The organism is Agromyces agglutinans (assembly GCF_009647605.1).
GTDB classification, from domain to species: domain Bacteria; phylum Actinomycetota; class Actinomycetes; order Actinomycetales; family Microbacteriaceae; genus Agromyces; species Agromyces agglutinans.
Genome location: NZ_WJIF01000001.1, coordinates 386,773 through 399,424, shown reverse-complemented (window position 1 = coordinate 399,424; position 12,652 = coordinate 386,773). Strand labels below are relative to the sequence as shown.

General features: G+C 71.8%; 9 protein-coding genes. All 9 read right to left on the bottom strand.

Features of this window, described 5'->3' with window-relative positions:
• Positions 1-37: 37 nt before the first annotated feature.
• Positions 38-1,714, bottom strand: a complete 1,677-nt coding sequence (locus GE115_RS01890) for an FAD-binding dehydrogenase (RefSeq protein ID WP_312854801.1) — start codon at positions 1,712-1,714, stop codon at positions 38-40.
• Between the two features lie 67 nt (positions 1,715-1,781).
• Positions 1,782-2,189: a globin gene (locus GE115_RS01885; RefSeq protein WP_153683337.1), complete on the bottom strand. Its 408-nt coding sequence runs from the start codon at positions 2,187-2,189 to the stop codon at positions 1,782-1,784.
• Positions 2,190-2,230: 41 nt separating this feature from the next.
• Positions 2,231-3,325 (bottom strand): mechanosensitive ion channel family protein, encoded by a 1,095-nt coding sequence (locus GE115_RS01880; RefSeq protein WP_376765681.1) that lies wholly within the window; start codon positions 3,323-3,325, stop codon positions 2,231-2,233.
• An 11-nt stretch (positions 3,326-3,336) separates the two neighbouring features.
• On the bottom strand, positions 3,337-5,913 hold the full coding sequence (pepN, locus tag GE115_RS01875; protein ID WP_153683089.1) for an aminopeptidase N: 2,577 nt from the start codon (positions 5,911-5,913) through the stop codon (positions 3,337-3,339).
• A gap of 34 nt (positions 5,914-5,947) precedes the next feature.
• Entirely contained in the window at positions 5,948-6,697 is a 750-nt protein-coding gene (locus GE115_RS01870; protein WP_312854800.1) for a response regulator, read from the bottom strand.
• Positions 6,694-8,073: a sensor histidine kinase gene (locus GE115_RS01865; RefSeq protein ID WP_246190460.1), complete on the bottom strand. Its 1,380-nt coding sequence runs from the start codon at positions 8,071-8,073 to the stop codon at positions 6,694-6,696. The genes GE115_RS01870 and GE115_RS01865 overlap by 4 nt, the downstream gene beginning before the upstream one ends.
• 10 nt (positions 8,074-8,083) lie before the next feature.
• Positions 8,084-8,941, bottom strand: a complete 858-nt coding sequence (locus tag GE115_RS01860; RefSeq protein WP_153683088.1) for an ABC transporter permease subunit — start codon at positions 8,939-8,941, stop codon at positions 8,084-8,086.
• On the bottom strand, positions 8,938-9,849 hold the full coding sequence (locus GE115_RS01855; protein ID WP_153683087.1) for an ATP-binding cassette domain-containing protein: 912 nt from the start codon (positions 9,847-9,849) through the stop codon (positions 8,938-8,940). Before GE115_RS01855 ends, GE115_RS01860 begins: the two co-directional genes overlap by 4 nt.
• A gap of 108 nt (positions 9,850-9,957) precedes the next feature.
• Complete coding sequence (gene pepN / locus GE115_RS01850) at positions 9,958-12,525, bottom strand: aminopeptidase N (protein WP_312854799.1); 2,568 nt, start codon at positions 12,523-12,525, stop codon at positions 9,958-9,960.
• Positions 12,526-12,652: the final 127 nt, after the last annotated feature.

The following is a 12,652-nucleotide window of genomic DNA, read 5'->3' as shown; positions in this document are numbered from 1 at the left end:
TCCTCGACCGCCGAGGCGTGCGTGATCCGGCCCGCCGCTACGAGCCCATCGCGTTCCGCGCGATAGCACGACCGGCGGCACGCCCCGTGAAGAGGCATCCGCCGAGGAAGGTGCCCTCGAGCGCGCGGTAGCCGTGCACGCCGCCGCCGCCGAATCCGGCGGCCTCGCCGGCTGCGTAGAGCCCGGGCACCGGGGCGCCGGCCGCGTCGAGCGCGCGCGAGTCGAGGTCGGTCTGGATGCCGCCGAGGGTCTTTCGGGTCAGCAGGTGCAGTTTGACCGCGATCAGGGGCCCAGCTTCGGGGTCGAGGATGCGGTGCGGCGTCGCGACCCGGATGAGCTTGTCGCCGCGGTACCGGCGCGCCGCCCGGATCGCCGCGAGCTGCAGGTCCTTGGAGAACTCGTTGTCGAGTTCGCGGTCGCGTGCCCGGATCTCGCGTTCGACGCGTTCGGTGTCGAGCGGCGCCTCGCCCGACAGCCCTCGCATGCCCTCGAGGAGTTCGGGGAGCGTGTCGGCGACGATGAAGTCGACCCCGTGCTGCTTGAACGCCTCGACCGGCCCCGGCGCCCCGGCGCGCACACGCTGGGCGAGCAGCTTCAGGTCTTTCCCGGTGAGGTCGGGATTCTGCTCGCTGCCCGAGAGCGCGAACTCCTTCTCGATGATCTTCTGGGTGAGCACGAACCACGAGTGCGAGTACCCGGTGGCCACGAGGTGCTCGAGCGTGCCGAGCGTGTCGAAGCCCGGGTAGAGCGGCACGGGCAACCGGGCGCCCGTCGCGTCGAACCAGAGCGACGAGGGGCCGGGGAGGATGCGGATGCCGTGGTTCGGCCACACCGGGTCCCAGTTGGTGATGCCCTCGGTGTAGTGCCACATGCGGTCGCCGTTGACGAGGCGTGCTCCCGCACGCTCGGCGATCGGGAGCATGCGTCCGTCGACGTGCGCGGGGACGCCCGAGAGCAGCCCGGAGGGCGCCGCGCCCATGCGCTCGGGCCAGAACTGACGAACGAGTTCGGGGTTGCCGCCGATGCCGCCGGATGCCACGACGACGGCAGGTGCGCGCAGTTCGAACTCCCCGACCTCGTCGCGGTTGCTCGGTTCGCCGCGCCCGGCAGCGTCGTCGGCCAGCACGGCACCGCGGACGCCGACGACGGCACCCGATTCGACGATGAGCTCGTCGACGCGGTGGCGGTGGCGGAACTCGACGAGTCCGGCCGCCTCGCCAGCCTTCACGCGGCCGACGAAGGGCGCGAGCACGCCGGGCCCGGTGCCCCAGGTGATGTGGAAGCGCGGTACCGAGTTGCCGTGGCCCGACGGGCGCCCGTCGCCGCGCTCGGCCCAACCGACCACGGGGAAGAACCGCACGCCCTTCTCGTGCAGCCAGGCCCGCTTCTCGCCCGCGGCGAACTCGAGGTACGCGTCGGCCCACCGGCGGCCCCACTCGTCTTCGTCGCGGTCGAACCCGGCGGTTCCCGCCCAGTCCTGCCGCGCGAGCTCGAGCGAGTCCTTGACGCCCATGCGGCGCTGCTCGGGGGAGTCCACGAGGAACAGCCCGCCGAATGACCAGTGCGCCTGGCCGCCGAGGCTCGCGGCCGGCTCCTGTTCGACGATGAGCACACGCCGGCCCGCGTCGACGAGCTCGGCTGCGGCGACGAGGCCGGCGAGGCCGGCGCCGACGATGATCGCGTCGGGGTTGCGGGTGGGGTCGGCTGCGGCCACGGGGACTCCTTCGTCACGGACGGGTGCACGGCGGATGCGGGCGGGGGCGGTCTCGCCGCCGAGACGCTCAGTCCTCGAAGGTGTTGACCATCGCGAACGCGGCGCGCTGCAGGTAGTCCCAGAGGACCTCCTCGGCGAGCGGGGGGAGGTCCAGCGTATCGACTGCCGCGCGCATGTGCGCGAGCCAGCGGTCGCGCGCGTCGGGGTTGACCTTGAAGGGCTGGTGCCGAAGCCGCAGGCGGGGGTGCCCGCGCTGCTCGCTGTAGGTGCCCGGGCCGCCCCAGTACTGCTCGAGGAAGAGCTGGAGCCGCTGCGCGGCGGGCCCGAGGTCCTCTTCGGGGTACATGGGCTTCAACACCGGGTCGCCCGCGACGCCGCGGTAGAACTCGGTGACGAGCTTCTCGAAGGTCGCGCTGCCGCCGACCTGGTCGTAGAACGACTCGCCGAGTGCGGGCCCGTGCTCGCTGCCGCGCAGCGGCACGTTCGCGGGCTGTACAGGACCCGAGTGCTGGTCGGTCACGCGTCGCCGCCTTCCGTCGGGGCCTTGGGAGACCGCGGGGCGCGGGGCGCCTTCGGCCGCTTCGCGGGGGTCGCCTCGCCCGCGAGCACGCGGTTCGGCGAGGTCTTGGGCGGCTTCGCGCCCTTGACGCGCGTGGCGCCCTCGAACCCGCTCAGCACGACGGAACTGAGGCTCGGGAGCTTCACGTCCATGGCGTCGAGCGCGTGCTTGAGGCGCACCCGCAGCTCGCGCGCGACGTCGTCCTTCGACGAGGTGCGCACCTTCATCACGATGCGGATGACCATCGCGTCGTCGGAGATCGACTCGAGGCCCCACACCTCGGGCTTGTCGAGGATGCGCGAGCGCCACTTGGGCACCTGCGCGAGCTCGGTCGCGGTCTTCAGCATCTCGCCTTCGACCGCCTCGATGTCGGCCTCGTAGGGCACCGCGACGTCGAGGATGACCCGCGCCCAGCCCTGCGACAGGTTGCCGACGCGTAGGATCTCGCCGTTGCGCACGAACCAGAGCGTGCCGTTGACGTCGCGCACCTTGGTGATGCGGATGCTGACCTCCTCGACGATGCCGGTCGCCGGGCCGAGGTCGACGACGTCGCCGACGCCCAGTTGGTCTTCGACGACCATGAAGAGGCCGTTCAGGGCGTCCTTCACGATGTTCTGGGCGCCGAAGCCGAGGCCCGCGCCGATCGCGGCCGACAGCAGGGCGAACGACCCGAGGATGTCGGGATTGATCGTCGCGACGATCATCAGCGTGACGACGATGAACAGGGTGACGTTCACGACGTTGGAGAGCACGTTGCCGAGCGTGCGCGTGCGTTGCACGAGCCGCACGGTCGCCAGCGGCGACGCCTGCAGCGCCTGCGTGTCGGTGACGTCCTGCTTCTTCTTCACGCCCGAGACGATCTGCTGCACGACCCGGTCGATGACGAAGTGCAGCACCCAGCGGATCAGCAGGGCGATCACCACGATCAGGATGACCGAGACGAGCTTGCCGAGCATGATGGCCCAGTTGTCAGCCCACCAGGTGCCGATGACGGCGAAGAAGTCTGGGCTGAGCACCGTATCGGGCGCGTCGGGGGGAACTTCGAATCGCATCGTTCGGAAGTCTACTTTCCGCTGGCTGGGAGCTCTTCGAGTTCGCGAGCGTCGAGGGCGCGGGCCGCGAGCGCGCGCTCGAGCTCCGAGAGCTGCTCCGACACGAGCCGCACGAGCGGCGCCGGGCCGGCGTTCGCCGCGAGCCACTCGCGCGTGCGGCGGGCGAGCTCCTCGTCGACCAGCGGGCTCGGGTAGAGCCGCGTCACGATGAGCGAGCCCATCGTGAAGCTGCGCTCGGCCCACACCTCCTGCAGCAGCGCGAAGTACTCGTCGACCGTCGACGCGAGCAAGGTCGCCGGCGCGGCTCGTCGCCACCCTTCGGCGATGGCGCGCGCCAGATCGTTCGAGAGCGAGGCATCCGTCGCCACCTGCCGGAAGGCCGCCCGCTTGACGTCCTCGTCGGGCCGGGCTGCACGGGCGGTGTGGGCGAGCTGGCGACCCTTCGCGGTGTCGTCGAGCGCGAGCGCGGCGTCGATCTCGTCGTCGCCGCCCGCGCCGAGTGCGGCGCGCGCGATCACGATCTCCCAGCGCAGGTCGAGGTCGATCTCGAGGCCCGGCAGCACGGTCTGGCCGTCGAGCAGTGAGCCGAGCACGTCGGCGTGCGCGGGCGTCGACGCGATGCGCGTGAACGCCTTCGCGAACTGCAACTGCCCGTCGGAGCCGGGCGCCGCAAGGCCCGCCTGCGCCCAGATCGCGTCGCCCGCGTCGGCCGCGACCTCGGTGCGGCGTTCGTCGGCGACGTAGCGGCCGAGCGCGAGCTCGAGCCGGGCGAGCGCGAGCCCCCGGGCGGACGACTGCGTCTCGTGGCCCACGCTGCGCAGCACGAGCTTCACGAACTCGGTGGCCGGCAACTCGGCGTCACGCACCGCGTCCCACGCCGAGCCGAGGATGACGGCGCGTGCGACGGGGTCGCCGATCTCGGCGAGGTGCTCGATCGCCGTCTTGAACGACCGCTCGTCGAGCCGAACCTTCGCGTAGGTCAGGTCGTCGTCGTTGACCAGCAGCAGGTCGGGAAGGTGGCGGCCCGCGAGACCCGGCACGTCGGTGGATGCCCCATCGACGTCGAGCTCGACGCGGTGCGTGCGGATGAGCCGCCCCTCGACCAGGTCGTAGCATCCGATCGCGAGCCGGTGGGGGCGCAGCGTCGGGCGTTCCGCGCTGGCCGTCTGCTCGATGCGGGCCGACACGATCGTGTCCGTGTCATCCGTCTCGACGACCGCTCGCAGCGTGTTGACGCCCGCGGTCTCGAGCCACAGCGCCGACCATCGCGACAGCTCGCGGCCCGAGGCGAGCTCGAGCTCGGCGAGCAGGTCGGCGAGGGTCGCGTTGCCGCCGCCGTGGGCGCGCAGGTACGCGCCGACCCCGCGCTGGAAGGCTTCGAGACCCACCCACGCGACCAACTGCTTCAGCACCGAGGCGCCCTTGTCGTAGGTGATGGCGTCGAAGTTCACCTCGACGTCGGCGAGGTCGCTGATCTCCGCGACGATCGGATGCGTCGACGGCAGCTGGTCCTGCTCGGCGGCGTGCGTCTTCTCGTCGCTCGCGAACGTCGCCCAGACGCCCGTGAACTCGGTCACCCGCGCCGTCGCGAGGGTCGAGGCCCACGTCGCGAACGACTCGTTCAGCCAGAGGTCGTTCCACCAGCGCATGGTGACCGAGTTGCCGAACCACATGTGGCTGAGCTCGTGCAGCACCACGATCGCGCGCTGTTCGCGGCGGGCGTCGGAGACGCGCGCGCGGAACAGGTAGGACTCGTTGAACGTCACGGCGCCCACGTTCTCCATGGCGCCCCAGTTGTACTCGGGCACGAAGATCTGGTCGTACTTGCCGTAGGGGTAGGGCACGCCGAAGGACCCCTCGTAGAACTCGAGCCCGCGGCGCACCAGCTCGAACATCACCTCGGGCTCCGCGTACTCGGCCAGCGAGCGCCGGGTGAAGAGGCCGAGCGGCACGTCACGGCCGTCCACGCTCGTGGCCGTGTCGTGCCACGACGCGTAGGGCCCGGCGATGATCGCGACGATGTAGCTCGAGATCACCGGGCCCGTCTCGAACGCCCACGTGGCGTGCGGCGCGGTGCCCGGCACGGCGGTCGGCGCGGGACTCGGGGCGTTCGAGAGCACCGTCCAGTGGGCGGGTGCCGTGATCGTGAACCGGACGCCGGCCTTGAGGTCGGGCTGGTCGAACACCGCGAACACCCGGTTCGCCTCGGCGACCGCGAACTCGGTGTACAGGTAGGCCTCGCCGTCGACGGGGTCGACGAACCGGTGCAGGCCCTCGCCGGTGTTCGTGTAGGCGCACGTGGACACCACGCGCACCTTGTTCTCGTCGGCGAGGTCGTCGAGTCGGATGCGGCTCCCGTCGGACACGGCGGCGAGGTCGAGGCTGCGCCCGTTGAGCACGATCTCGTGCACCTCGACCGTGGTCGCCTCGATGAAGGTCGACGCGCCCGGCGTCGCACGGAAGCGCGCGAGCGTCTCCGAGCGGAAGGTCGTCTCGCCGGTCAGGTCGAGCGTCACGTCGTACGTCGGGGCGCTGACGGTGGCCGCGCGCGCCTCCGCCTCGAGTCGGGTGAGGTTCGCTGCTGGCATCGATGGGCCCTCCGTGTCGGTGTGCCCGGCCAGCCTACCGACGCTCGTCGGGGAGGAGGCCGTGACCGTACGCGAGGATGACGAGGTGCACGCGGTCGCGCGCGTCGAGCTTCTGCAGCAGCCGGCCGACGTGCGTCTTCACGGTCGACTCCGAGAGGAAGAAGCGTGCCGCGAGCTCCGAGTTGTTCAGTCCCTCGGCGATCGCGACCAGGATCTCCCGCTCGCGCGGAGTGAGTGCGTCGAGCCGCGCCGCCGCGGCGTCCGTCGCGGCCGTGGCGTCCGTCGAGTCCGTCGCGGCGGCGCCCGTCGCGTCCGTCGCCGTCGCCGTCGCCGTCGCCGGAAGGTCATCGGCGAAGAGCTCGATCATCCGGCGCGTGATCCTGGGGGAGAGCGTCGCCTCGCCCGAGTGCACGGTGCGGATCGCCGCCGCCATCTCCTGCGGCCGCACGTCCTTCAGGAGGAATCCGCTGGCGCCCGCCCGGATGGCGGCGAACGCGTACTCGTCGAGGTCGAAGGTCGTGAGCACGACGACCCGAGGGCCGTCCTCGATCGCCGTCACGGCGGCGGTCGCGGCGATGCCGTCGACGCCCGGCATGCGCACGTCCATGAGCATGACGTCGATCGCGGTCGATCGGGCGAGTTCGATCGCAGCTCTCCCGTCGCCGGCCTCGCCGACGACGTCGAAGTCGGGCTCGGCCTCGAGCACCATGCGCAGGCCGGTGCGCACGAGCGCCTGGTCGTCGACGATGGCGACGCGGATGCTTCGCGCAAGGTCCGTGGTCACGCGCGGTCCTCCTCGGCTCGGAGCTCGGCGTGCACGCGCCAGCCGCCCGCGGCGCGGGGTCCGGCTTCGACGGTACCGCCGTAGAGGGCGACGCGCTCGCGCATGCCGACGAGCCCGTTGCCGCCGCCGATGAAGCCGCTCGCCGATCGGGTCGCCGATCCGGTCGCCGCACCGGTCGAGGCGGCCGTCGTGCCGTCGTCGACCACGTCGACCCGCACCATCCCGGCCGCGTGCTCGACCGCGACCTCGACCAGGTGGGCCGACGGCGCGTAGCGCAGCGCGTTCGTGAGCCCCTCCTGCACGATGCGGTAGACGGTCAGCTGCAGGTTGGCATCGGTGATCGGCGCGCCCGCGGTCTCCAGGCGCACCGGCAGGCCGGCCGCGCGGTATCGCTCGACGAGGTCGGGGAGGTCGGCCGTGCCGGGCTGCGGCGCGAGGTCGCCCGGCTCCTGCGACGCGACGGGCGCGTCCGGCCCGTCGGGCCCGGCCGGCGCGCCCGCCACCTCCGGCGTGGGGGCCTCGGGCCGCGCCAGCACGCCCAGCATGCGGCGCATGTCGGCGAGCGCCGCGCGACCGGTCTCGGCGACCTGCCGCATCGCCTCGGCCGCGCGCCCCGGGTCGCGGTCGGCGGTCGCCGCGGATCCGTCGGCGAGGGTCACCATCACCGTGAGGCTGTGCGAGACGATGTCGTGCATCTCGCGCGCGATGCGCGAGCGTTCGAGCGCGGTCGCCAGCTGCGCCTGCTGGTCGCGCTCACGGGCCAGGTCGTGCGCCCGGGCGATGAGGGCGTTCAGGTAGCGGCGCCGGTTGCCGACGGTCACGCCGATCAGCGTCGCGATCAGCAGGAAGACCGTGAACTGCGACGCGGATGCCAGGGCGGGGGCACCGAACGGGACCACCGTGTCGTCGCCGCCGACCCACACCGCGAGGTACGAGGAGAGCGTCGCCACCGCTACCGAGATGCCGAAGCCGATCCACGCCGACCGTGTGGAGCGGTACACCGCGAGCGCGTAGAGCGCGAGCAGCAGGGGCAGCACGTCGGTCGTCCCGAACGGGTAGACGAGCAGGCACACGCTCGCGGCGACGATCAGCAGCAGCCACGGTCGGCGACGCCGGAACAGCAGGATCGCGGCGCCCGCGACCACGACGGCGCCGAGCTGGGCCACCGCGACGGCCGGAGGCAGCCGGTCGGTCACGGTCGCGGAGACGATCATGCCGACGAAGGTCGGCAGGAAGTAGATCGCCGTGATCAGTGAGTCGGTGAGCCACGGATGCCGCGCCCAGAACTGCCGGATCACGCCCGGCGGCTTGGGGAGACGGAGTTCTCCCCCGACCGCCGACACCGGGCGATCGGGGGAGAACGGCGCTTCCGTCATGGACGGGACTCTACGCGTCCCGCCGCTTCAGCAGCACCGCGGCGCCCGCGATGGATGCCGCGACCCACGCCAGCACGATGGCGAGGCTCTGCCAGGCGTCGGGGCCGGTCGTGACGACGGCCCCCGGGTTGAGCGGCCCGCTGAAGATCGCGAAGCCCGCGGTCGAGAACGCGTAGGGCGCGAGGTCCTGCACCCACTGGGCGGGGATGAGCTGCATCACCGTCGGCAGGAGCATCATCAGGCCGAGCACGGCGGCGATGCCGCCCGCGCTCGAACGCAGCATGGCTCCGATTCCGAGCGCGAAGACCGCGACGAGGCCGAGGTACAGCCCGCCTCCGAGGATCGTGACGGCGACGTCGGGGTCGGCGAGGTCCGCGGCGACGTCGGCGCCCGCGAGCACGATCGACGAGGCCGCGAAGGCGGCGCCGAGCGAGGCGACGCCCACCACGAACGTCGCCGCGAAGAGCACGACGGCCTTCGCCCACAGTGCGGGGAGGCGGCGAGGCACGGCGGTCAGCGTCGAGCGGATCATCCCGGTCGTGTATTCGCCGCTGATGGCGATGACCCCGAGCACGGCCATGACGAGCTGCCCGAGGTAGATGCCGATCATCGACGACTGCAGCACGGCCTGCGTCTGCAGGTCGGCGGGTGCCGCGCTCAGATCCCCGCTGACCATGCCGTCGCGCATGCTGAACGCCATGATGACGGCGATGCCGACCGACAGGGCGATGACCACCGCGAACGACCACACGGTCGAGCGGAGGGTGCGGAGCTTGATCCACTCGGAGTGCAGCACGCCGCCGAAGCTCAACTCGGTGCGGGGTGCGGGGCGCGCGGTGCGCGCCACGGGTGAGGTGATGGTGGTCATCGGACGGCCTCCGTACGGTATTCGACCGCGTCGGCGGTGAGGGCCATGTAGGCCTCCTCGAGCGACGCGCTGAGCGGGGTGAGTTCGTGGATGGCGAGTCCGTGCCGGGCCGCCAGGTCGCCGATGCCGGATGCCTCGACCCCGGTGACCTCCAGCACGCCGGCCTCGGAGCGGACGACGGCCACCTCCGGGGCGGCGAGCAGGTCGGCGAGGGTCGACGCCTGCGGTGAGCGGACCAGGACCCGCGCGCGAGTGCCGCCCGAGATCACGTCGGAGACCGGAGCGTCGACGAGGATCTCGCCGCGTCCGAGCACGATGAGGTGGTCGGCGGTGAGCGCCATCTCGCTCATCAGGTGCGAGGAGAGGAAGACGGTGCGGCCCTCGGCGGCGAGGTGGCGCACGAACTGGCGCACCCACAGCACGCCCTCGGGGTCGAGGCCGTTGACCGGTTCGTCGAGGATGAGCGTCGACGGGTCGCCCAGCATCGCGGCCGCGATGCCGAGGCGCTGGCCCATGCCCAGCGAGAATCCGCCGACCCGCTTGCCCGCGACCGACTCGAGGCCCGTGAGCTCGATGACCTCGCGGACGCGGCTCTTGCCGATGCCGTGCGTCGCGGCCATGGCCAGGAGGTGGTTGTAGGCCGTGCGGCCGGTGTGCACCGCCTTCGCGTCGAGGAGCGCCCCGACCTCGTGCAGTGGTGCGCGGAGTTCGGCGTATCGCTTGCCGTTGACCGTGACCCGCCCCTCGGTCGGACGGTCGAGGCCGACGATCATGCGCATCGTCGTCGACTTGCCGGCGCCGTTGGGGCCGAGGAATCCGGTGACCTGGCCCGGGCGGACGGTGAAACTGATGTCGTGGACGGCGGTCTTCGCGCCGAACCGCTTGCTGAGACCTTCTGCGGTGATCATGCCCTCGACGCTACGGATCGCGGCGCACCGTGGCATCGGCCCTCGGGATGGTGATGGGCCGGCCGGAGTGGTACCGGGGTACCACGCCCGCCGGCCGCTCGCGTGGCGTCAGCCCTGTGCGTCGCGCTCCTGCGCGGCGACGGCCCGCTCGACGCCGGCGACGTTCTCGATGACGAGGCGGCGAAGCGCGGGTGCGGCGTCGGCGTTGCGCTCCAGCCAGGCGCGGCTGGCGTCGACGAGCTCGCGGTTCGCGAGCGGGGCCGGGTAGAGCAGCTCGACCAGCTTCTCGGCGATCGCGTAGCTGCGCTGCTCCCACACGTCGCCGATCATCGCGAAGTAGCGGTCGACGAACGGGGCGAGCAGCGACTGGTCGCCGGCGCGCACGAAGCCCGCGGCGGTCGTGCGCACGACCGAGTTCGTCGCCGTGTCGACGTCGATGAGCGACGCCCAGGCGCGCTCCTTCGCCTCGGCGGTCGGGATGGCGGCGCGCGCGTGCGCGGCCGACTCCTGGCCCGTCACGGTCGGGTCCTCGGCCAGGCGCGCGTCGATGTCGTCGTCGCCTGCGCGACCGGCGGCGACGAGCGCGATGAGCAGCTCCCAGCCGAGGTCGGTGTCGATGTCGAGTCCGTCGAGCGCGAGCTCGCCGGTGAACAGGGCCTGCAACTGGTCGACGTGCGAACCCGACTCGGCGATGGCGGCGAACGCCTTCACGAACTGGAACTGCGCGTCGCTTCCGGGCACCGCCGACTGCGCGAGGGCCCAGAATCCGTCGGCCAGGCGCCGGCGGGCGTCGGCGCGCTTCGCTGGGGCGACGTACGAGCTCGCGGCGAGCTGCGCGTTGGCGAGCACGATGCGCAGCGTCGTCGACTCGGTCTCCGCGGCGATGTTGCCGAGCACGAGCTCGAGATAGTCGCTCGCGGTCGACTCGCGGTCGCGCGTGGCATCCCACACCGAGCTCCAGACGAGGGCCCGCGCGAGCGGGTCCTGGAAGCCCGAGAGGTTCGCGAGGGCGACGCGGTGCGAGTCCTCGTCGAGGCGGATCTTCGCGTAGGCGAGGTCGTCGTCGTTCAGCAGGATGAGGTCGGGCCGGGCGAGGCCGACCAGCTCGGCGACCTCGGTGCGCTCGCCGTCGACGTCGAGCTCGACGCGGTGCTCGCGGACGAGCTCGCCCTCGTTCAGGTCGTAGAACCCGATCGCGAGCCGGTGCGGGCGGATGGTCGGGTAGTCGGCCGGCGCCGACTGCAGCACCGCGAACGAGGTGATGACGCCCGAGGCATCCGTCTCGATCTCGGGGCGCAGGGTGTTGACGCCCGCCGTCTCGAGCCAGAGACCCGACCACGCCGAAAGGTCGCGACCCGAGGCCGCCTCGAGCTCGGCGAGCAGGTCGGCGAGGGTGGTGTTGCCCCACGCGTGCTTGCGGAAGTACGCGCCGACGCCCGTGAAGAACGCGTCGATGCCGACCCAGGCGGCCAGCTGCTTGAGGACCGACCCGCCCTTGGCGTAGGTGATGCCGTCGAAGTTGACGAGAACGTCTTCGAGGTCGCGGATCTCGGCGACGATCGGGTGGGTCGAGGGCAGCTGGTCCTGGCGGTACGCCCAGCTCTTCTCCATCGAGTTGAACGTGGTCCAAGCGTGGTGCCACTCGGTGGCCTCGGCCGTCGCGATCGTCGACGCCCACTCGGCGAACGACTCGTTCAGCCAGAGGTCGTTCCACCACTTCATCGTGACGAGGTCGCCGAACCACATGTGGGCGAGCTCGTGCAGGATCGTGACGACCCGGCGCTCGCGGATCGCGTCGGTCACCTTCGAGCGGAAGACGTACACCTCGGTGAACGTGACGGCCCCGGCGTTCTCCATCGCGCCCGCGTTGTACTCGGGCACGAACAGCTGGTCGTACTTGGCGAACGGGTAGGGCACGCCGAACTTGCGCTCGAAGTACTCGAAGCCCTGCTTGGTCTTCTCGAAGATGTAGTCGGCGTCGAGGTACTGCGCGAGGCTCTTGCGCACGAACACGCCGAGGGGGATGGTGCGGCCGTCGGCGCTCGTGAGCTCGTCGCGGACGACGTCGTAGGGCCCGGCGATGAGCGCCGTGATGTAGCTCGAGATGCGCGGCGTGGGCTCGAACGCCCAGGTCTTGACGGCGGCGTCGCCGCCGTCGCCCGCGGTCGCGTCGACGGGCTCGGGCGTGGGCTGGTTCGACACGACCTCCCAGTGCGCGGGCGCCGTGACCGTGAAGCGGAACGCGGCCTTCAGGTCGGGCTGCTCGAACACCGCGAACATGCGGCGCGAGTCGGGCACCTCGAACTGGGTGTAGAGGTACGCCTCGCCGTCGACGGGGTCGACGAACCGGTGCAGTCCCTCGCCGGTGCGCATGTAGCGGCCGTCGGCGTCGACGACGAGCACGTTCTCGTCGGCGAGGTCGGGCAGCTGGATGCGCACTCCGTCGCTCACCTCGGCCGGGTCGAGCTCGCGCCCGTTCAGCGTGACGGAGTGCACCGCCGCCGTGATCGCGTCGATGAACGTCGAGGCGCCCGCCGACGCGGAGAACCGCACCGTCGTCGTCGTGCGGAACACGTCGGGGCCGGTCGTCACGTCGAGGACGACGTCGTAGTCGTGCACCGTGACGAGCGCGGCACGCTCTTCGGCTTCGAGGCGGGTGAGGTTGTCTCCAGGCACGTGCATGTCTCCATCTGCGTCGAACGGATGCCACGCCCGCGGCTCGTGGCCGTGGGCAACGCGATCCAGCCTAGCCGTGGCCCGCTCGCGGGCGGCAGCCCCGCGGGCTTCGACGGCGGTGCCGGCG